This is a genomic window from Cellulosimicrobium sp. NPDC030954 (assembly GCF_055571305.1).
In genome coordinates, this window is record NZ_JBVIFN010000001.1 from 756,377 (window position 1) to 778,408 (window position 22,032).

13 protein-coding genes are annotated in these 22,032 nt (G+C 70.6%); 12 read left to right on the forward strand and 1 reads right to left on the reverse strand.

Annotation, left to right across the window (positions count from 1 at the left end):
* Window positions 1-31: 31 nt before the first annotated feature.
* Window positions 32-1,327 carry a glycosyl hydrolase family 18 protein gene (locus tag ACZ402_RS03140; protein ID WP_375822274.1) on the reverse strand — a complete coding sequence of 432 codons (1,296 nt, stop codon included), beginning with the start codon at window positions 1,325-1,327 and terminating at the stop codon, window positions 32-34.
* 453 nt (window positions 1,328-1,780) lie between these two features.
* On the opposite strand from ACZ402_RS03140, the gene ACZ402_RS03145 reads away from it, so the two are divergent.
* The 12 genes from ACZ402_RS03145 to tuf all read left to right on the forward strand — a co-directional run bounded on the left by ACZ402_RS03145 (window position 1,781) and on the right by tuf (window position 21,635).
* Window positions 1,781-2,416: an RNA polymerase sigma factor gene (locus ACZ402_RS03145; protein ID WP_047233802.1), complete on the forward strand. Its 636-nt coding sequence runs from the start codon at window positions 1,781-1,783 to the stop codon at window positions 2,414-2,416.
* On the forward strand, window positions 2,413-2,910 hold the full coding sequence (locus ACZ402_RS03150) for a hypothetical protein (RefSeq protein WP_375822273.1): 498 nt from the start codon (window positions 2,413-2,415) through the stop codon (window positions 2,908-2,910). Before ACZ402_RS03145 ends, ACZ402_RS03150 begins: the two co-directional genes overlap by 4 nt.
* A gap of 143 nt (window positions 2,911-3,053) precedes the next feature.
* On the forward strand, window positions 3,054-4,859 hold the full coding sequence (locus ACZ402_RS03155; RefSeq protein WP_375822272.1) for a S8/S53 family peptidase: 1,806 nt from the start codon (window positions 3,054-3,056) through the stop codon (window positions 4,857-4,859).
* An 8-nt stretch (window positions 4,860-4,867) separates the two neighbouring features.
* A complete protein-coding gene (locus ACZ402_RS03160) occupies window positions 4,868-7,435 on the forward strand; it encodes a CHAT domain-containing protein (RefSeq protein ID WP_375822271.1) in 2,568 nt (855 codons plus the stop codon).
* A 286-nt stretch (window positions 7,436-7,721) separates the two neighbouring features.
* Window positions 7,722-8,252 (forward strand): 50S ribosomal protein L10, encoded by a 531-nt coding sequence (rplJ, locus tag ACZ402_RS03165; RefSeq protein ID WP_021483443.1) that lies wholly within the window; start codon window positions 7,722-7,724, stop codon window positions 8,250-8,252.
* Between the two features lie 114 nt (window positions 8,253-8,366).
* A complete protein-coding gene (rplL, locus tag ACZ402_RS03170; protein ID WP_021483444.1) occupies window positions 8,367-8,756 on the forward strand; it encodes a 50S ribosomal protein L7/L12 in 390 nt (129 codons plus the stop codon).
* A 524-nt stretch (window positions 8,757-9,280) separates the two neighbouring features.
* Window positions 9,281-12,793: a DNA-directed RNA polymerase subunit beta gene (gene rpoB / locus ACZ402_RS03175; RefSeq protein ID WP_375822270.1), complete on the forward strand. Its 3,513-nt coding sequence runs from the start codon at window positions 9,281-9,283 to the stop codon at window positions 12,791-12,793.
* 115 nt (window positions 12,794-12,908) lie between these two features.
* The gene (locus ACZ402_RS03180) at window positions 12,909-16,790 is read left to right on the forward strand and encodes a DNA-directed RNA polymerase subunit beta' (RefSeq protein WP_375822269.1); all 3,882 of its coding nucleotides are present in this window, start codon (window positions 12,909-12,911) and stop codon (window positions 16,788-16,790) included.
* A gap of 456 nt (window positions 16,791-17,246) precedes the next feature.
* Entirely contained in the window at window positions 17,247-17,621 is a 375-nt protein-coding gene (gene rpsL / locus ACZ402_RS03185) for a 30S ribosomal protein S12 (protein WP_021479869.1), read from the forward strand.
* Window positions 17,621-18,091, forward strand: coding sequence for a 30S ribosomal protein S7 (gene rpsG, locus ACZ402_RS03190; RefSeq protein WP_047233808.1), 471 nt, complete (start codon window positions 17,621-17,623; stop codon window positions 18,089-18,091). Before rpsL ends, rpsG begins: the two co-directional genes overlap by 1 nt.
* Window positions 18,092-18,208: 117 nt before the next feature.
* A complete protein-coding gene (gene fusA / locus ACZ402_RS03195; RefSeq protein ID WP_375822268.1) occupies window positions 18,209-20,311 on the forward strand; it encodes an elongation factor G in 2,103 nt (700 codons plus the stop codon).
* Window positions 20,312-20,438: 127 nt separating this feature from the next.
* A complete protein-coding gene (gene tuf / locus ACZ402_RS03200; RefSeq protein ID WP_375822267.1) occupies window positions 20,439-21,635 on the forward strand; it encodes an elongation factor Tu in 1,197 nt (398 codons plus the stop codon).
* Window positions 21,636-22,032: the final 397 nt, after the last annotated feature.

Consider the following 22,032-nt stretch of genomic DNA (forward strand, 5'->3'; position numbering starts at 1 on the left):
GCGCCGTCGTCGTCTCAGGAGGAGGACCGGGTCAGCAGGCGCCGAGGTCCTTCCAGACGCCCCACTGCCCGCTCTGCGTCGGGTTCTCGTTCGTCGTCCACCACTTCGCCTCGTAGGTGTGGCCCTGGAACGAGACGCGGTTGCCGCCCGTGTACACGGCCGAGGCGGACCACGCCGGGGCGGGGCAGGTGCCCGGGTCCGTGGGGTCGGTCGGGTCCGTTGGGTCGGTGGGGTCGGTGGGGTCTGTCGGGTCCGTGGGGTCCGTCGGCGTGGTCGGGCCGCTCGCGAGGCGCGAGCCGATGACGGACGCGACCTGGTAGCTGTTCGTCTTGTCCCAGTTGATCGACCAGGTCATGACGCCGCCGATCTTGCCGTACGGCTTCGCGGGCTTGAAGGCGCCGCAGCCGGTGCCGACCTCGAGGCAGTCGACGGCCTTCACGACGTTGGCGAGCGGCTGGTAGCCGCCGCCCGCGGCCTTCTGGACCGCGGGCACGCCGATGCCGACCTGGTCGGGGCGCAGGCCCATCTCGAGCTGGATGCAGGACAGCGCGGTGAGGAAGTCAACCGTGCCCTGCGAGTAGACCTGCTGGTTGCAGCCCATCATCGAGCCCGAGTTGTAGTACTGGGTGTTGACGATCGTGAGGATGTCCTTGATCGCCAGGGTGAGCTGGTAGTACCCCATGCTCGTCGCCTGGTAGTCGATCGTCTGCGGCGCCATGGTGAGGATGAGGTTCGGGCCGGCCTTCGCGGAGAGCTGGTGCAGCGCGCTCGACATGTAGGTCGCGTTGATGCCGTGCTCGAGGTCGATGTCGACGCCGTCGAAGCCGTACTTCTGCATGAGCCCGTACGCGGTGTCCGCGAAGTTCTTGGCCTCCGTCGCGTTGGAGACGATGACGTTGCCCTTCTCGCCGCCGACGGAGAGCACGACCTTGCGGCCCTGCGAGCGGATCGTCGCGATGTCGGCCTTGAACTGCGCCTCCGTGTAGCCGCCCAGCTCCGCGCTGGAGAGGTTGAACGTGATGCCGCCCGGCGTGCCGGTCAGGTTGTCGGCGAAGGCGATCGCGACGAGGTTGTACGCCTGCGGGATCTCCGACAGGCGCATCGTCACCGAGCCGTTGTCGAAGTTGTGCCAATAGCCGGTGAGCCACTGCGTGCTGCCCGCGGCCGCGGCGGCGGGTGCAGCGACGGCCGGCGCGGGCGCCGCGGTCGCGGGCGCGGCGGCGAGGGCGCCGCCCGCGGCGACGGCCGCCGCAGCGACGACGGTGGCGAGGGCGCGCAGCGCGCGCCCCGTGCGGCCGCGCGTGCGGCCGGAGAGGACTGTTCTCACGGAAGTGCTCCTCGTGCTCGGGCGGGCCGCGACGTCGCGCCCCGCCGGTCCGCACCCGCGGTGGGTGCAGGGGTCGTCTGCACGCTAGGAGCCCGCGCCGCGCCGCGGCATGAGGGATTCCCCGGCAGTTCCCGGGCCTCGCATACGGGGGAACACCTAGACGGCGACCCCGCCGGACGGCGATCCTGAGCGCGTGGGCGGCGTCGCGCAGACCCGTGGGCGACGGATGTATCAGACGGGCGGCCCGGCCCTCTTGTCCGGGTGGAGGAGTGTCGGCCCGACGCTCCGACTCGCGTGTCGAAGGAGCGAGATGGGACGCAGCCGCACGAGCCAGGAGGGGTGTGACCAGTGACGATGGTTGTCGACCCCACCGGCCCGGCCCTAGAATCAGGCGCTTCCGGGGACCCCCCGCTGATGCCTGACCGGACGAGCGCGCCGAGGACGGTGCCCCCCATGACGAGAACGACCGACGAGGTGGCCGACACCGACGAACCCGGCTTGAGCCTGGGGGACCGGGGTGCGTTCGCGCTCCTCGAGTACCGGGACGGTCGCCCCCACGCCCTCGGCGAGTTCGTCCGCGAGGCGACGCCGCTGCTGTGGCACACGGTGCGCGCCCAGGGCGTCGAGCGCGAGCAGGCCGACGACATCGTCCAGACCGTGTGGGTCGCCCTCGTGCGCAACGCGATGACGATCAAGGAGCCGCACGCGGTCCTGAAGTGGCTGCTCATCACGGCCAAGCGCGCCGCGTGGGAGGCCGTGCGCAAGCACCGGGACGAGGCGAAGCGCCGCACCGAGCTCCCCGACGACACGGACGAGGGCGTGCCGGAGCTGCCCTCGGGAGACCCGACGCCTGACGTCGAGGTGCTCCGCAACGAGCGCGACCGCACGCTGTGGGCCGCGCTGGACCAGCTGCCGGACCGCTGCCGGCGGCTCCTGCGGCTCGTGTCGCTCGCCGACCGACCCGACTACAAGGCCATCTCGGCCGCGATCGGCATGCCCGTCGGGAGCATCGGCTCCACGCGCGGCCGCTGCCTCGCCAAGCTGCGCGACATCATCGACGACCAGGGGGAATCGTGGGAAGCATCATGAGCACCGAGCCGGCGCACAGCCCCGACGAGCCGCTCGACGCCGTCGACCTCGCGCTGCTCGCGGAGCTGGCGCGCATCGCCGAGGAGATCGACCCCGTGCCCGACGGCCTCGTGGAGCGGTCGCTGTTCGCGATCACCCTCGCGGGTCTCGAGGCCGAGGTCATGGAGCTGGAGTACGTCCAGGTCCCGGAGATGTCCGTGCGGGGCGACGCACCTCCCGTCGAGGCGCGCACCATCACGTTCACGTCCGAGTCCGTCACGGTCATGATCTCGCTCTCGCCGACCGACGACGGCCGCATCCGCATCGACGGCTGGGCCGCCCCGGCGACGGCGCTGCGCGTCGAGCTGCACCGCCCCGGGTCCGTGAGCGAGACGACGAGCGACGACGACGGCCGCTTCGTCTTCGACGCCGTGGACCGCGGCCCGGCGAGCCTCGTCGTGCGCCGTGCCGACGGTGCCGGCGGCGCCGTGAGCACGCCGGTCGTCGAGCTGTAGCCCTCCTCGTGCCGCGGGCGACCTCTCGCCCGCGGCACGACGCCGTCTCGACCCCACCCCTTCCGCGCACCCGTGCGCGCGCCGCGCCCGTCGACGTCGACGCCCGCGGCACCGACTGAACGACATCCCTCGAGGAGGAGCACGTGAGCGAGACCCCCGAACCCCCCGTCGACGTGACCGGCCCCGGCTACTACGGCGACAGGCCGAACCGGCTCCAGTGGCGCACGCGCACGATCGACCCGGTCAGCGCACCGCGCCGCGCGGGAAAGCAGTCCCCGCACCCGACGTGGTACGTCGGGGACCGCATCCTCATCCCCGAGTCGCCGTTCGACCGCGAGGGCAACCGCTCGCTCCGGTGGCTCGAGCGCGCGGCGGCCGACCGGGGGCTGCGGGTCGAGGTGCAGGAGGAGAGCATCGAGGACGCCGAGCTCGTACGCGAGGCCGACCTCGACCCCGAGACGACGCGCGACCTGCTCAAGACCTTCGGCTACTCCGTGCGTCTGCACTACCGCGACGACCGCCAGGGCGCGCTCCCCGACGCCTGGGGGCTGATCGAGGAGCTGCGCGGGCGGCTGTGCCCCGACGACGGGTGCAGCCCGCGGCTCGCTCTGGACCACATGATCGCGCCGACGCCGTTCATCGGCGGCCAGCCCTACACACAGCCGTTCCCGTACACGCAGCCGCTGCCGTACACGCAGCCGTTGCCGTACACGCAGCCGTTGCCGTACACCCAGCCGTTGCCGTACACGCAGCCGTTGCCGTACACGCAGTCGCTCGGTGCGGGGACCGCGGAGTACGCCGTGCCGGGATCCGGCGGACGGACACCGGTGAGCTGGATCGGCCCGGTGCCGCGGCGCAGGCTTCCCGCCGGCGCGAACCCCTACGTGTCGGGCGACGGGGTGCGGCGTCCTGTCGTCGCGGTGCTCGACACCGGCGTGGGCGAGCACCCGTGGTTCGACGACGACCTGGAGACGCGGGGGACGGTCGTCGTGCGCGACCCGGAGCTCCTCGGGCAGCCCCTCTCCACCCTCCCCCCGACGGAGTACCCGTACGAGGATCCCGAGATCGGAGGCGTCTCGGTCTCGCCGCTCACCGGGCCGCTCGATGCCGTGGCCGGGCACGGGACCTTCATCGCGGGCCTCGTCCACCAGCTCTGCCCGGACGCCGTCATCCTCGCCCCGCGTCTCTACGGAGGGTCGGGGGTCGTCCCCGAGCGGGAGCTCCTCCGCTCGCTGCGGAGGCTGCTGCTCTGGCACGTCCTCGGGCTGACGGGCCGCGACGGCTACGCGCCGATCGACGTCCTGGTGCTCTCGCTCGGCTACTACCACGAGCGTCCCGAGGACGCCGACTTCGACGCCCCGTTCGGAGCGCTCATCCGAGCGCTCCGTCGCTACGGGGTCATCGTCGTCGTCTCGTCGGGCAACGACGGGCAGACCCGGCCGACCTACCCGGCCGCGTTCGCCCCGCGCATCGACCGGAAGGTGAGCCCGCCCGTCCCGTTCGACGGGGTCGCTCTCCCCGAGGACGAGCCGCCGGTGCTCGCCGTAGGAGCCCAGAACCCGGACGGGACGGTGTCGCTCTTCAGCAACGACGGTCCGTGGATCACGTGCACCCGGCCCGGTGCCTCGTTGGTCTCGACCATCCCGCGGACCATCGACGGCGCTGTCGCGCCGTCCCGGCACGTGCGCGAGCTGTGGGGCCCGGGATTCCGCGCGACGATCGACCCTGAGGGCTTCCAGGGCGGGTTCGCCACGTGGAGCGGGACGTCCTTCGCCGCACCTGTGCTCGCCGGTGAGCTGGCGGCCACGCTGCTCGACCGCATCGCCGACGATCCGACCGCGCCCGGTGTGGTGGACCCGGGCCGGGGTGCGCCCGAGCGCTGCGCCTGGCTGTGGCCGTCCATTACCCTGGCGACGGGTCTGGTCCCGACCCCGGGTGACGACGCATGAGGTGATGAGTGGTCAGCAACCAGGCGGTGCTCGAGTCCCGCCTGGCGGCCGCACAGGCGACGAACGCCCGTGGGCGCCACCGGCGCGCGATCCGTGCCTTCGAGGAGATCGTCGCCGAGGTCGAGGCGCAGGGGGACGGGGCGACTCGCGAGGCCGTGTACGTGGCCGCCCGGGCAGGCATGAGTCGCGCCGTCGCGGAGTTCGAGCTGTCCGGGTCGCTGGATGACGCGCTCGGGCGGCTCGCGCTCCTCGAGGAGCGCGGGGCCGCCCTGGGCATGTACGACCTGCAGTTCGTCGTGCGCGCCCAGCGCGGGCTCCTCCGGCTGCGGACGGGCGACGTGCGGGAGGCGCTCGTCGAGATGGAGGAGGCGGCCACGGGCGTCGACGACGCGCGCCCGCTCGACGCCGCGGTGCTCATGCTGAACCTCGGGTCGCTGCGGCTCGAGCTCGGCGACGCCGAGGGAGCGAGCCGCGACCTGGACGACGCCGTGCGCCGGGGCGTCGCGCTCGGGGACGACCTCCTCGTCTCCAAGGCGCGCCACAACCTCGGGTACGCGGAGTACCTCCGTGGCGATCTCCCGGTCGCGCTGCGTGCGATGGACGAGGCCGCTGACCAGGCGCCGGACCGGCACGCCGCGGTCGGCCTGATCGACCGCGCCCAGGTGCTGCTCGACGCCGGGCTGCTGACCGAGGCCGACGACGCGCTGCGCGAGGCGCGCGAGCACCTCTCGCGCTACCGCATGCTGCGCGACCTCGCCGAGGTCGAGCTGGTGCGGTCGCGCGTCGTGCTCGGCCTGCGCCGCTACGCCGACGCCCGCCGACTGGCCCGGTCGGCGTCGCGCCGGTTCGACCGGCTGGGGAACGCCCCGTGGATGCTGCGCGCCCGCGTCGCCGAGCTGCAGGCGGCGCTCGCGGAGCACCGGTCGGACGGCGTGACGCGGACGACGGCACGGCGGCACGCCGGCTGGGCGCTCGACCTCGCGCGCGAGGGCGAGGCGCTCGGCGGAGCTGCCGGCCTCGGCGTGACGATCCCGGCCCAGCTCCTCGCCGCCGAGTGGCTCGTGACCGCGGGGGACGTGCCCGCCGCACAGGACGTCCTGGCGCAGGTTCCCGGGCGGCTCGACCGCGCCCCGCTGCCCGTGCGGCTGCAGCACGAGGCCGTGCTCGCCCAGCTCGCGTTCGCGGCCGGGGACCGCCGTGGCGGCGTGCGGGCCGTGCGGCGCGGGCAGTCGGCCCTCGCCGAGCACCGCGCGCGGCTCGGCTCCGTGGACGCGGTGACGGCGTCGGCCGTGCACGGGGTCCGGCTCGGCAACGTGGACGTGGAGGCGGCGCTGCGGACGCGGCGCCCGGGGACGATCTTCGACGCGGTCGAGCGGGGTCGCGCGGCGTTCGCGGGCACCGGCCGCGTGCGACCGCCGTCGGACCCGGTCCTCGCGGACCTCCTCGCCGCGGCGCGCCGCGAGGTCGAGGCCGCCCGCGCGCTCGGCGCGCCCTCGGACCCCTCGCACCTCGCCCGTCGCCAGGACCACCTGCGGTCGGCGCGTCGGCTGCAGGACGACGCGCGGCGCCGCGCCTGGCAGCACGGGGGAGAGGCAGCCACCCCGCTGGCCACGACGGAGCGCCGGCTCCGGGCCGCCCTCGCCGCGGCGGGCTCCGACGCCGTCGTCGCCGACCTCGTGGTCGAGGGCGACGACGTGCTCGCCGTCCGCGTGTCCGCGGCGGGGACGCGGCTCGTGCGGCTCGCCCCGCGCGCGACGGTCGCGGAGCAGGTGCGCCGCGCCCGGGCCGACTTCGCGGTGCTCTCGAACGTGCTCATCCCCGTCCCGATGCGGGAGGCGGCCGTCGGGTCGCTCACCCGCGCCCTGACCGCGCTCGACGACGCCCTCGTCGTTCCCCTGGGGGCCGACGGCGACCTGCACCTCGCCGCGCGCGACCTGCTGCTCGCGCTCCCGTGGGCCTCGCTGCCCTCGCGGCGGGGCCGGCGGACGTGGGCGAACTCGTGGGTGGACCTGCGGGTCGGGGACCCGACGCGGCGTGCCGACGAGGCGCTCGTCGTCGCTGGCCCCGGGCTGCGGTTCTCGGGCGCCGAGGCCAAGCTCGTCGCGTCGGTCTGGGAGGGCTCCGAGGCCCTCGCGGGCGAGGACGCCACGTGCGAGGCGGTGGTCGAGGGCCTCCGGAGCGCCGGGGTGGTCCACCTCGCGGCGCACGGGACGCACGAGACCGACAACCCGCTCTTCTCCTCGCTGCGGCTCGCCGACGGCCCGCTGTTCGCGCACGAGCTGGACGGGATCGACCTGCACGGTGTGGTCGTGGTCCTCTCGGCGTGCGAGGTGGGGCTCTCGACGCCGCGCATCGGCGGCGAGTCCCTCGGCCTGACGAGCGTGCTGCTGCGGCTGGGCGCGCGAGCGGTGGTCGCGAGCGTCGCCCCGCTGCGCGACGACGTCGCCGCGCGCGTCATGCCCTCGCTCCACGCCGAGCTGCGTGACGGCGCCATGCCGGGGACGGCGCTCGCCCGCGCGGTCGCGGACGAGCCCGAGCCCGTCCCGCTCGTGTGCTTCGGGCCGCTGGTGCTCTGACCGCGAGGGGGAGCGCCCGACGTGGCGGCCGCGGTTTGGAGCACACGCCGTCGTCCCGTACGATGAGCGTGTACCCAAGACCGCCGGTCGTCCGACGCTGCCCGCAGACTCCGTCTGCAGGACGTGACGGACCGAAGTCCCACCACGAGGTGGAGGCCAGCGCAGGTAGCGAATCGACGACGTCCGCCCGGCCCCGCCGCGCGTGCGACCACGAGCCCCGCGCCTGCGCGGGGCTCTTTCTCGTTCCGGGACGGACGCCGGTGGTACCACCACCGGAAGGATTGCCATGGCGAGGCCGGACAAGGCAGCCGCAGTCGCCGAGATCTCGGACAAGTTCCGCGACTCGAACGCTGCCGTGCTGACCGAGTACCGCGGGCTCACCGTCGCGCAGCTCAAGCAGCTGCGTCGGTCGCTCAGCGGCAACGCAACCTACGCCGTGGTGAAGAACACGCTGACCGCCATCGCGGCCAAGGAGGCCGGTGTCGAGGGACTCGACGCCGACCTGCAGGGCCCGTCGGCAATCGCCTTCGTCACCGGGGACCCGGTCGAGGCTGCCAAGGGTCTGCGTGACTTCGCCAAGGCGAACCCCGCGCTGGTCATCAAGGGCGGTGTCCTCGACGGGCGCCCCCTGACCGCCGCGGAGGTCACGAAGCTCGCGGACCTCGAGTCCCGCGAGGTCCTGCTGGCCAAGGCGGCCGGCGCGATGAAGGCCAAGCTCTTCCAGGCTGCCTACGTCTTCACCGCGAACACCGCCCAGGCCGCCCGCGTCATCGATGCCCTGCGTCAGAAGCAGGAATCGGAGGGCGCTGCCGCCTGATCCCGCGCCCGGGGCTCGCCCCGGTCCCGTGATCCACGCAGCGCAAGCACACACCCCGCTTCTGGCAGGCCCGCACCGGGCCGCTGCCGAGCACCGACCGAAAGGAACGCCATCATGGCGAAGCTCAGCACCGACGAGCTCATCGAGCAGTTCAAGGAGCTCACCCTCATCGAGCTCAACGAGTTCGTGAAGGCCTTCGAGGAGACCTTTGAGGTCACCGCCGCCGCCCCCGCCGCCGTCGCGGTCGCCGCCCCCGCGGGTGGCTCGGGCGACGCCCCGGCCGAGGAGGAGAAGGACGAGTTCGACGTCATCCTCGAGGCCGCCGGCGACAAGAAGATCCAGGTCATCAAGGAGGTGCGCGCGCTCACGTCCCTCGGCCTGAAGGAGGCCAAGGACCTCGTGGACGGTGCCCCGAAGCCGGTCCTGGAGGGCGCGAACAAGGAGACGGCCGAGAAGGCCAAGGCTGCCCTCGAGGGCGCCGGCGCCACGGTCACCCTCAAGTGATCTCGCCGGTCCCGTCCTGACGGGACCGGTCAGCACGCCGCACGAGGCCCGCACCCCACCCGGGGTGCGGGCCTCGTCGTCGTTCTCGCCGCCCGACGGCGTGAGCGGGCGGGGGAGCGCGGCGCAGCGCTGGGCGTGCACGGCGTCGGGCGCCCGGGCGGGCGCACCGGCTTCACGGAACGGCCACGAGTGTGCCACCATGTGCGGGTCGACGACGCAGGACAGCGAGGTCGACGGCAGCAGGTTCGCGACCCGCGAGACGGGTCGGAGGCGGGCGACGAGGCCCGCGCGAGTACCGGTGGGACGCTCAGGCGTCCGGTTCCGGGCGGGGTCCGCACGCCCCGGGGTTGTGTTGCGATGCGTTGTGGGCTATGCTCACGCTTTGCGCTGTCCTGTGCCCCCGATCTCAAATACCCCCGACCCCCTTGTCGACGTACGTGCGCGTCCGCGAGGTGTCGTGGCGGCGGTGATCGTGTCCAGCCCGGCGGTGCAGCGTTCTTTCGATCTGCAGGGAAGGACCCCTCTTGGCTGCCTCGCGCACCCCTTCTGCTCCGACCGCCGACGCCATCGCGAACCGCACCGCATCGCGTCGCCTCTCCTTCGCCAAGATCTACGAGCCCCTCGAGGTCCCCGACCTGCTGGGCCTCCAGACCGAGAGCTTCGACTGGCTCCTCGGCAACGAGGCGTGGCAGGCGCGTGTCGCCGCCGCGGCCGCGGCCGGCCGCCAGGACGTGCCCTCGACGTCGGGTCTCGAGGAGATCTTCGAGGAGATCTCCCCGATCGAGGACTTCGGGTCCTCGATGTCGCTGTCGTTCTCCAACCACCGATTCGAGCCGCCGAAGTACACGGCCGACGAGTGCAAGGAGAAGGACTTCACGTACGCCGCGCCGCTCTTCGTCACCGCGGAGTTCGTCAACTACAACACCGGTGAGATCAAGAGCCAGACGGTCTTCATGGGCGACTTCCCGCTCATGACCGAGCGCGGCACCTTCATCATCAACGGCACCGAGCGCGTCGTCGTCTCCCAGCTCGTCCGCTCGCCCGGCGTCTACTTCGAGCGCGCGGCCGACAAGACGAGCGACAAGGACATCTTCTCCGCGAAGATCATCCCGTCGCGCGGCGCCTGGCTCGAGTTCGAGATCGACAAGCGCGACGCCGTCGGCGTGCGCGTCGACCGCAAGCGCAAGCAGTCCGTCACGGTGCTGCTCAAGGCGCTCGGCCTGACCGAGTCGGAGATCCGCGAGCAGTTCGCCGACTTCCCGTCGGTGCTCGACACGCTCGAGAAGGACCACGTCCACACCCAGGACGAGGCCCTCGTCGACCTGTACCGCAAGATCCGCCCGGGCGAGCCGCCGACCGTCGAGGCCGGCCGCGCGCTGCTCGAGAACTTCTACTTCAACCCGAAGCGCTACGACCTCGCGAAGGTCGGCCGCTACAAGGCGAACAAGAAGCTCGGCATCGACGCGCCGCTCACGGACTCCACGCTCTCCGTCTCGGACGTCGTCGCGACGATCAAGTACCTCGCGGCCCTGCACGCCGACCACGCGTCCATCCCGGGCACCCGGAACGGCGAGGCCGTCGAGGTGCGCGTCGAGACGGACGACATCGACCACTTCGGCAACCGTCGCATCCGCGCCGTCGGCGAGCTCATCCAGAACCAGGTCCGCACGGGCCTGTCCCGGATGGAGCGCGTCGTGCGCGAGCGCATGACGACGCAGGACGTCGAGGCGATCACGCCGCAGACGCTCATCAACATCCGCCCGGTCGTGGCGTCCATCCGCGAGTTCTTCGGCACGTCGCAGCTCTCGCAGTTCATGGACCAGAACAACCCGCTCGCGGGCCTGACGCACAAGCGTCGTCTCTCGGCCCTCGGCCCGGGTGGTCTGTCGCGCGACCGCGCCGGCATGGAGGTCCGTGACGTCCACCCGTCGCACTACGGCCGCATGTGCCCGATCGAGACCCCTGAGGGTCCGAACATCGGTCTGATCGGCTCGCTCGCGTCGTACGGGCGGATCAACCCGTTCGGCTTCATCGAGACGCCGTACCGCAAGGTGTCGGCGGGCAAGGTCACGGACGAGGTCGTCTACCTCACGGCCGACGACGAGGACCGTCACGTCATCGCGCAGGCGAACCAGGTGCTCAACGCCGACGGCTCCTTCGCGGACGAGCGCGTGCTCGTGCGCACCAAGGGTGGCGAGGTCGAGATCGTGCCCGGCGCGCAGGTCGACTACATGGACGTCTCGCCGCGCCAGATGGTCTCGGTCGCGACGGCGCTCATCCCGTTCCTCGAGCACGACGACGCGAACCGCGCCCTCATGGGCGCGAACATGCAGCGCCAGGCCGTGCCGCTGGTGCGCTCCGAGGCCCCGCTCGTCGGGACCGGCATGGAGTGGCGCGCGGCCGTCGACGCGGGCGACGTCGTCGTCGCGTCGAAGCCCGGTGTCGTCACCGAGGTCTCGGCCGACCTCGTGCTCGTCGCGAACGACGACGGCACGACCGGCAGCTACCGCATCGCGAAGTTCCGCCGCTCCAACCAGGGCACGAGCTACAACCAGCGCGTGCTCGTCGACGAGGGCCAGCGCGTCGAGCCCGGCTCCGTCCTCGCGGACGGCCCGGCGACCGACGAGGGCGAGCTCGCGCTCGGCCGCAACCTCCTCGTGGCGTTCATGTCGTGGGAGGGCCACAACTACGAGGACGCGATCATCCTCAGCCAGCGTCTCGTGCAGGACGACGTGCTCTCCTCGATCCACATCGAGGAGCACGAGGTCGACGCGCGCGACACCAAGCTCGGCCCGGAGGAGATCACGCGGGACATCCCGAACGTTTCCGAGGACGTGCTCGCGGACCTCGACGAGCGCGGCATCATCCGCATCGGCGCCGAGGTCGGCGCGGGCGACGTCCTGGTCGGCAAGGTCACCCCGAAGGGCGAGACCGAGCTGACCCCGGAGGAGCGCCTGCTCCGCGCGATCTTCGGCGAGAAGGCGCGCGAGGTGCGCGACACGTCCCTCAAGGTGCCCCACGGCGAGTCCGGCACGGTCATCGGCGTGCGCGAGTTCAACCGCGAGGACGGCGACGAGCTGCCCGCGGGCGTGAACCAGCTCGTGCGCGTCTACATCGCGCAGCGCCGCAAGATCACGGACGGCGACAAGCTGGCCGGCCGTCACGGCAACAAGGGCGTCATCTCCAAGATCCTGCCCGTCGAGGACATGCCGTTCCTCGCGGACGGGACGCCGGTCGACGTCGTCCTCAACCCGCTGGGCGTCCCCGGTCGTATGAACGTCGGCCAGGTCCTCGAGACGCACCTCGGGTGGGTCGCGAAGCAGGGCTGGGACATCTCCCTCGCCGACGGCAAGGACCTCTCCTGGCGGGAGAACGTCCCGGAGATCGCCGCGACGTCCGAGCCCGGTCGCCCTGTCGCCACCCCGGTGTTCGACGGCGTCCACGAGGACGCGCTCACGGGCCTGCTCTCGACGACGATCCCGAACCGCGACGGCGACCGCATGGTCGGCGCCGACGGCAAGGCGCGCCTCTTCGACGGCCGCTCCGGCGAGCCGTTCCCCGAGGCCGTGTCGGTGGGCTACATGTACATCCTCAAGCTCCACCACCTGGTCGACGACAAGATCCACGCGCGCTCGACCGGCCCGTACTCGATGATCACGCAGCAGCCGCTGGGTGGTAAGGCGCAGTTCGGCGGTCAGCGCTTCGGCGAGATGGAAGTGTGGGCCCTCGAGGCGTACGGCGCGGCCTACACGCTCCAGGAGCTCCTCACCATCAAGTCGGACGACGTCCCCGGCCGCGTCAAGGTCTACGAGGCGATCGTCAAGGGCGAGAACATCCCCGACTCGGGCATCCCGGAGTCCTTCAAGGTCCTCCTCAAGGAGATGCAGTCGCTGTGCCTGAACGTCGAGGTGCTCTCGAGCGACGGCGTGTCCATCGAGATGCGGGAGTCGGACGACGACGTGTACCGCGCAGCAGAAGAGCTCGGCATCGACCTGTCGCGCCGCCCCAACGCGGCGTCCAGCGTCGACGAGATCTGATCTCGGGCAGGCGGGAGCGGGTCACCCCGCTCCCGCCGACGACCCCGCACCAACCGTCTTTATGGCGTCGGCACCGGCCCCGGCCGGTCCCGGCAGACGAAGGAAGTAGGACAACTTGCTCGACGTCAACGTCTTCGACGAGCTGCGTATCGGCCTGGCCACGGCCGACGACATCCGTGCGTGGTCGCACGGAGAGGTGAAGAAGCCCGAGACCATCAACTACCGCACCCTCAAGCCCGAGAAGGACGGCCTCTTCTGCGAGAAGATCTTCGGCCCCACCCGGGACTGGGAGTGCTACTGCGGCAAGTACAAGCGCGTGCGCTTCAAGGGCATCATCTGCGAGCGCTGCGGCGTCGAGGTGACGCGCTCGAAGGTGCGTCGTGAGCGCATGGGCCACATCGAGCTCGCCGCGCCCGTCACGCACATCTGGTTCTTCAAGGGTGTGCCGTCGCGCCTCGGCTACCTGCTCGACCTCGCCCCGAAGGACCTGGAGAAGGTCATCTACTTCGCGGCGTACATGATCACGTCGGTCGACGACGAGGGTCGCCAGGAAGACCTCCCCAACCTCCAGAACGAGATCGACCTGGAGAAGAAGGAGATCGCGGACGCCCGCGACAACGACATCAACTCCCGCGCGCAGAAGCTCGAGGCCGACCTGGCCGAGCTCGAGGCCGAGGGTGCCAAGGCCGACGCGCGCCGCAAGGTCCGCGACTCGGCCGAGCGCGAGATGGCGCAGATCCGCAAGCGCGCGGACGCCCAGCTCGACCGCCTCGACCAGGTGTGGGACCGCTTCAAGAACCTCAAGGTCGCCGACCTCGAGGGCGACGAGATGCTGTACCGCGCCCTCCAGGACCGCTACGGCACCTACTTCGAGGGCTCGATGGGCGCCGCGGCGATCCAGAAGCGTCTCCAGGACTTCGACCTGGAGGCGGAGGCCGAGTCCCTGCGCGAGACCATCCGCTCGGGCAAGGGGCAGCGCAAGACGCGTGCCCTCAAGCGCCTCAAGGTCGTCAACGCGTTCCTCACCACGACGAACTCGCCCACGGGCATGGTGCTCGACGCCGTCCCGGTCATCCCGCCGGACCTGCGCCCGATGGTGCAGCTCGACGGTGGCCGCTTCGCGACGAGCGACCTGAACGACCTGTACCGCCGCGTGATCAACCGGAACAACCGCCTCAAGCGTCTGCTCGACCTGGGCGCGCCGGAGATCATCGTCAACAACGAGAAGCGGATGCTCCAGGAGGCCGTCGACTCGCTGTTCGACAACGGCCGTCGTGGTCGTCCGGTCACGGGCCCGGGCAACCGCCCGCTCAAGTCCATCTCGGACATGCTCAAGGGCAAGCAGGGTCGTTTCCGTCAGAACCTGCTCGGCAAGCGCGTCGACTACTCGGGCCGTTCGGTCATCGTCGTCGGCCCGCAGCTCAAGCTGCACCAGTGCGGCCTGCCGAAGCAGATGGCGCTCGAGCTGTTCAAGCCGTTCGTCATGAAGCGGCTCGTGGACCTCAACCACGCGCAGAACATCAAGAGCGCCAAGCGCATGGTCGAGCGTGCCCGCCCGGTCGTGTGGGACGTGCTCGAAGAGGTCATCACGGAGCACCCCGTGCTGCTCAACCGTGCGCCGACGCTGCACCGCCTGGGCATCCAGGCGTTCGAGCCGCAGCTCGTCGAGGGCAAGGCGATCCACCTGCACCCGCTCGTCTGCGCCGCGTTCAACGCGGACTTCGACGGCGACCAGATGGCCGTCCACCTGCCCCTGAGCGCGGAGGCGCAGGCCGAGGCCCGCATCCTCATGCTCTCGAGCAACAACATCCTCAAGCCGTCGGACGGCCGTCCGGTGACCATGCCCTCGCAGGACATGATCATCGGTCTGTACCACCTGACGAGCGACCGCGAGGGCGCCGAGGGCGAGGGCCGCGCGTTCGGCTCGGTGGCCGAGGCGATCATGGCGTTCGACCAGGGCACCCTGGACCTCAACGCCCAGGTGAAGATCCGCACGACGGACCTCGTCCCGCCGGTCTCCGGCTTCGAGGCTCCCGAGGGCTGGGAGGAGGGTCAGCCGATCCTCTTCGACACCACGCTCGGTCGCGCGCTGTTCAACGAGACGCTCCCCGTCGACTACCCGTACGTGAACTCGGTGGTCGACAAGAAGCGCCTCTCGGCGATCGTCAACGAGCTCGCGGAGCGCTACCCGAAGGTCGAGGTCGCGGCGTCGCTCGACGCGCTGAAGGCCGCCGGCTTCCGCTGGGCGACCCGCTCGGGCGTCACGATCGCGATCTCCGACGTCGCCACCCCGGCGGCGAAGGCGGAGATCCTCGAGCAGCACGAGGAGCGCGCGCTCAAGGTCCAGCAGCAGTACGACCGTGGTCTCATCACGGACGACGAGCGCCGTCAGGAGCTCATCGAGATCTGGACCCAGGCGACGGACAAGGTCGCCTCCGTCATGCGCGAGAACCTCGAGGCGAACGACCGCAACACCGTGTACCGCATGGTCGGCTCCGGTGCTCGTGGTAACTGGATGCAGGTCCGCCAGATCGCCGGCATGCGCGGCCTCGTGGCGAACCCGAAGGGCGAGATCATCCCGCGCCCGATCAAGTCCAACTACCGCGAGGGCCTGTCCGTCCTCGAGTACTTCATCGCGACGCACGGGGCCCGCAAGGGTCTGGCGGACACCGCGCTGCGGACCGCCGACTCGGGCTACCTCACGCGTCGTCTCGTGGACGTGTCGCAGGACGTCATCGTCCGCGAGGAGGACTGCGGCACGGAGCGCGGCCTGACGCTGCCGATCGCGGAGGAGCTCGCGGGCAAGCTCGTGCGTCACCCGAAGGTGGAGACGAGCGTCTACTCGCGCACCCTCGCGGCCGACCTGGTCGACCCGGACGGGAACGTCGTCGGCAAGGCCGGCGACGACGCGGGCGACGTCCTCATCGACGCCGCGGTCTCCGCGGGCGTCCGTGAGGCCAAGGTCCGCTCGGTCCTCACGTGCGAGTCGCGCGTCGGCACGTGCGCCAAGTGCTACGGGCGCTCGCTCGCCACGGGCAAGCTCGTCGACATCGGCGAGGCCGTCGGCATCATCGCCGCCCAGTCGATCGGTGAGCCCGGCACCCAGTTGACGATGCGTACGTTCCACACCGGTGGTGTGGCGTCCGCGGACGACATCACGCAGGGTCTGCCGCGTGTCACGGAGCTCTTCGAGGCCCGCACCCCCAAGGGTGAGGCGCCCATCGCGGAGTTCTCGGGCCGCATCGCGATCGACGACGCGGAGCGCTCGCGCCGTCTCGTCCTCACGCCGGACGACGGCTCGGAGGAGATCGCGTACCCGGTGACCAAGCGTGCCCGCCTGCTCGTGCAGGACGGCGACCACGTCGCGGTCGGCACGCAGCTCGTCCAGGGTGCGGTGGACCCCAAGAAGGTCCTGCGCATCCTCGGCCCGCGCGCCACGCAGAAGCACCTGGTGGACGAGGTCCAGGAGGTCTACCGCTCCCAGGGCGTGGACATCCACGACAAGCACATCGAGGTCATCGTGCGGCAGATGCTGCGTCGCGTGACCGTGCTCGACTCGGGCGACTCGCACCTCCTGCCGGGCGAGCTCGCCGAGCGCGGCCGCTTCGAGGACGCGAACCGTCGCGCGGTGGCGGAGGGTGGCCAGCCGGCCTCCGGCCGTCCCGAGCTGATGGGCATCACGAAGGCGTCGCTCGCGACGGACTCGTGGCTGTCGGCGGCCTCCTTCCAGGAGACGACGCGCGTGCTCACCGAGGCGTCGATGAGCGGTCGTCGCGACCCGCTCCTCGGCCTCAAGGAGAACGTCATCATCGGTAAGCTCATCCCGGCCGGTACCGGTCTGCCCCGGTACACCAAGGTCCAGGTCGAGCCGACCGAGCAGGCGAAGACGGAGCTCTACCCGAGCTTCGGCTACGACGAGATCGACTTCCCGGCGCTCGGCATGGGCTCCGGCGAGGCGATCCCGCTCGAGGACCTGGACTTCGGCGACTACCGCTGACGTCACTTCGCTGCCGGACGGGTGCCCGCCGGCGCCCCGCACCTCGGTGCGGGGCGCGGGCGCGGCACCCGTCCGGCGTCCTGGGGGAGTGCACCGCCCGCCTCCGGCGGGCGGTGACCTGCTCCTTTGACTACTTGTCGAGGGGCGGGTAACCTGGTAAACCGTGCCCGCGCCGTCGGGCCCTCCGTGATGTCCCTGGCGGGGCGGTGTCAGCGAGCGATCGCTCCCACCTCCGCGCAGCGGGCTCCGGACGGGCCGATGTGAGTGCCCGGGCACTCCGGATCCCGGTCCTCGCGGCGCCCTCGTGCCCGCAGGCGGGGGACGGACCATCGAGCCGGTGGTAGGTGGCTGCTGCAGCGTGTCTCGCGCTGCGGGTGCCTCGTGCGATCGGCTCCAGCAGCCAGCACGACCACCATCGGGGATAGCCCCGGTAGCTCGAGAAGACACGGAGACGTAGTGCCTACGATCCAGCAGCTCGTCCGCAAGGGGCGGACCTCGAAGGTGGGGAAGTCGAAGACCCCCGCCCTCAAGGGTTCCCCGCAGCGGCGCGGTGTGTGCACGCGCGTGTACACCACCACCCCGAAGAAGCCGAACTCCGCGCTGCGCAAGGTCGCTCGCGTGAAGCTCTCCTCCCAGGTCGAGGTCACGGCCTACATCCCCGGCGTCGGCCACAACCTCCAGGAGCACTCCATCGTGCTCGTGCGCGGCGGTCGTGTGAAGGACCTCCCGGGTGTGCGCTACAAGATCGTGCGCGGCGCGCTCGACACGCAGGGCGTGAAGAACCGCAAGCAGGCCCGCTCCCGCTACGGCGCCAAGAAGGAGAAGAGCTGATGCCTCGCAAGGGCCCGGCCCCGAAGCGGCCGCTCATCGTCGACCCCGTCTACGGGTCGCCCGTCGTCACGCAGCTCATCAACAAGGTGCTGCTCGACGGCAAGAAGTCCACCGCCGAGTCGATCGTCTACGGCGCCCTCGAGGGCGTCCGGGCGAAGACGGACGGCGACCCCGTCGTCGTCCTCAAGCGTGCGCTCGAGAACGTCCGCCCCGCGCTCGAGGTCCGCTCGCGCCGCGTCGGTGGTGCGACCTACCAGGTGCCGGTCGAGGTGCGCCCCGCGCGCGCCACGACGCTCGCGCTGCGCTGGCTCACGGACTACTCGCGCGCGCGTCGCGAGAAGTCGATGACGGAGCGCCTCATGAACGAGATCCTCGACGCCAGCAACGGCCTCGGCGCCGCGGTCAAGCGCCGCGAGGACATGCACAAGATGGCGGAGTCCAACAAGGCCTTCGCCCACTACCGCTGGTAGTCCGCACGACGGGCCCCGGGGACCGGAGCGTCCCCGGGGCTGTCGGCGGGTCCGAGGCCGGTCATCCCGGTCCGAGCAGCGCCCCCGACTCAACCCATCTAACGAGGGAAGCAGACCGTGGCACTTGACGTGCTGACCGACCTGAGCAAGGTCCGCAACATCGGCATCATGGCCCACATCGATGCCGGGAAGACCACGACCACCGAGCGCATCCTGTTCTACACGGGTGTGAACTACAAGCTCGGCGAGACGCACGACGGCGCGTCCACGACCGACTGGATGGAGCAGGAGAAGGAGCGCGGCATCACGATCACGTCCGCCGCCGTCTCGTGCTACTGGAACAAGAACCAGATCAACATCATCGACACGCCCGGCCACGTCGACTTCACGGTCGAGGTCGAGCGCTCCCTGCGCGTGCTCGACGGCGCCGTCGCCGTCTTCGACGGCAAGGAGGGTGTCGAGCCGCAGTCGGAGACGGTGTGGCGCCAGGCGGACAAGTACAACGTCCCGCGCATCTGCTTCGTCAACAAGATGGACAAGCTCGGCGCGGACTTCTACTTCACCGTCGACACGATCATCAACCGCCTCAAGGCGAAGCCGCTGGTCATCCAGCTCCCGATCGGGGCCGAGAGCGACTTCACCGGTGTCGTGGACCTGCTCGAGATGAAGGCGCTCGTCTGGCACGGGGAGACCCAGCTCGGCGAGGCGTACGACACCGAGGAGATCCCCGCGGACCTGGTCGAGAAGGCCCAGCAGTACCGCAGCGAGCTCGTCGAGGCCGTCGCCGAGGCCGACGAGGAGCTGCTCGAGAAGTACCTCGGCGGCGAGGAGCTGACGATCGCCGAGCTCAAGGCCGGCATCCGCAAGCTCGTCATCGCGGGCGAGGCGTTCCCGGTCCTGTGCGGCTCCGCGTTCAAGAACAAGGGCGTCCAGCCCATGCTCGACGCGGTCATCGACTACCTGCCGTCGCCCCTCGACGTGCCGGCCATCGACGGTCACGACCCGAAGGACGAGGAGAAGGTCGTCCAGCGTCACCCCGACGCCTCGGAGCCGTTCTCCGCGCTCGCGTTCAAGGTGGCGGCGCACCCGTTCTTCGGCAAGCTCACGTACGTGCGCGTGTACTCGGGCCGCGTCGAGCCCGGCCAGCAGGTCGCGAACTCGACCAAGGGCAAGAAGGAGCGCGTCGGCAAGATCTTCCAGATGCACTCCAACAAGGAGAACCCGGTCGACGAGGCGAGCGCCGGTCACATCTACGCGGTCATCGGCCTCAAGGACACGACCACCGGTGACACGCTGAGCGACATGGCGAACCCGGTGATCCTCGAGTCGATGAGCTTCCCGGAGCCCGTCATCGACGTCGCGATCGAGCCGAAGACGAAGGCCGACCAGGAGAAGCTCTCCACGGCGATCCAGAAGCTCGCCGAGGAGGACCCGACCTTCCGCGTCAAGCTGGACGACGAGACCGGCCAGACCGTCATCGGCGGCATGGGCGAGCTCCACCTCGACATCCTCGTCGACCGCATGCGTCGCGAGTTCAAGGTCGAGGCGAACGTCGGCAAGCCGCAGGTCGCGTACCGCGAGACGATCCGTCGCAAGGCGGAGAAGATCGACTACACGCACAAGAAGCAGACCGGTGGGTCCGGGCAGTTCGCGAAGGTCCAGGTGACCTTCGAGCCGCTCGACACGGCCGAGGGCGAGCTCTACGAGTTCTCCAACGCCGTCACCGGTGGTCGCATCCCGCGCGAGTACATCCCGAGCGTCGACGCCGGCATCCAGTCCGCGATGGAGCTCGGCGTGCTCGCCGGCTTCCCGCTGGTCGGGGTCAAGGCGACCCTGCTCGACGGCGCCTACCACGAGGTCGACTCCTCGGAGATGGCGTTCAAGATCGCCGGCTCGATGGTCCTCAAGGAGGGCGTCAAGCGGGCGGACCCGGTTCTGCTGGAGCCGGTGATGGCGGTCGAGGTGCGTACGCCCGAGGAGTACATGGGCGACGTCATCGGCGACCTGAACTCACGTCGTGGAATGATCCAGTCCATGGAGGACGCGACGGGTGTGAAGGTCGTCCGGGCACAAGTACCGTTGTCAGAGATGTTCGGGTACATCGGTGACCTCCGGTCCAAGACCCAGGGTCGCGCGGTGTACTCGATGCAGTTCGACAGCTACGCCGAGGTTCCTCGGAACGTTGCCGAAGAGATCATCAAGAAGACCCGGGGCGAGTGAGTCCCCACAGGTCGAAGACCCGCACAACCATCAACCTGTAGGAAACCGCAACGCCCCGCGGATGTAAGATCTCTCGGTCGACATTCGCAACGTTCGGCACATCTACCCAAGTCCCAGGAGGACCCCAGTGGCTAAGGCCAAGTTCGAGCGGACCAAGCCGCACGTCAACGTCGGCACCATCGGTCACGTCGACCACGGTAAGACGACGCTCACGGCGGCGATCTCGAAGACGCTCGCGGACACGTACCCGGACCTGCCGGCGAACACGCAGCGCAACTTCGACGAGATCGACGCGGCTCCCGAGGAGAAGCAGCGCGGTATCACGATCAACATCGCGCACATCGAGTACGAGACGCCGAAGCGCCACTACGCGCACGTCGACGCCCCGGGTCACGCCGACTACATCAAGAACATGATCACCGGTGCCGCCCAGATGGACGGCGCGATCCTGGTGGTCGCCGCGACCGACGGCCCGATGGCCCAGACGCGCGAGCACGTCCTGCTCGCCCGCCAGGTCGGCGTGCCGTACCTGCTCGTCGCGCTGAACAAGTCCGACATGGTCGACGACGAGGAGATCCTCGAGCTCGTCGAGATGGAGGTGCGCGAGCTCCTCTCCTCGCAGGAGTTCGACGGCGACAACGCGCCGGTCGTGCGCGTGTCGGGTCTCAAGGCGCTCGAGGGCGACCCCGAGTGGACCGCGAAGATCATCGAGCTCATGGAGGCCGTGGACGAGAACGTCCCGGAGCCCGTCCGCGAGCTCGACAAGCCGTTCCTCATGCCCGTCGAGGACGTCTTCACGATCACCGGTCGTGGCACCGTCGTCACCGGCAAGGTGGAGCGTGGCACGCTCGACCTCAACTCGGACGTCGAGATCGTCGGCATCCGCTCGCCCCAGAAGACCACGGTCACGGGCATCGAGACGTTCCACAAGCAGATGGACCAGGCTCAGGCCGGCGACAACACCGGTCTGCTCCTGCGCGGCATCAAGCGCGAGGACGTCGAGCGCGGCCAGGTCGTCGTCAAGCCGGGCTCGATCACCCCGCACACCAACTTCGAGGCGCAGGTCTACATCCTGGGCAAGGACGAGGGTGGCCGCCACAACCCGTTCTACTCGAACTACCGTCCGCAGTTCTACTTCCGGACCACGGACGTCACCGGCGTCATCACGCTGCCCGAGGGCACCGAGATGGTCATGCCCGGCGACAACACCGAGATGACGGTCGAGCTCATCCAGCCGATCGCCATGGAGGAGGGCCTCGGCTTCGCCATCCGTGAGGGTGGCCGCACCGTCGGCTCGGGCCGCGTCACCAAGATCATCAAGTGATCTGACGCTGCCTCCGCAGCACTCGTCGAAGGCCCGGTCCCGTCCGCGGGGCCGGGCCTTCGGCCTGCGGTCCGCCGCCCTGTGCGGTGACGCCGCGGTCACCCCTGCGGTGACCGTCACAGCACCCGCCCCGGTCTCGACTTGGCCCGGGCGGCCTTCGTGTGGCAGACTGTTCAGGTTGCCTGTTACGGGTGCGCTCTTTCACGTGTCGAACAGTGTGTTGAACCGGTCCTCCCGAGGAGGGCCAGGACCCCGGGACCTCGTCCCGGGTCTGCGGGTTGAGCTCTCTGTCGCCATGGATCGAGTACCCCGCGGAACACACGTTCCGGCCAGGCTCGCACAAACGTTGTGGTCCGCTCCGCGGAGCCGTGCGTCAGCACGGTGCGGACGCCGGTCC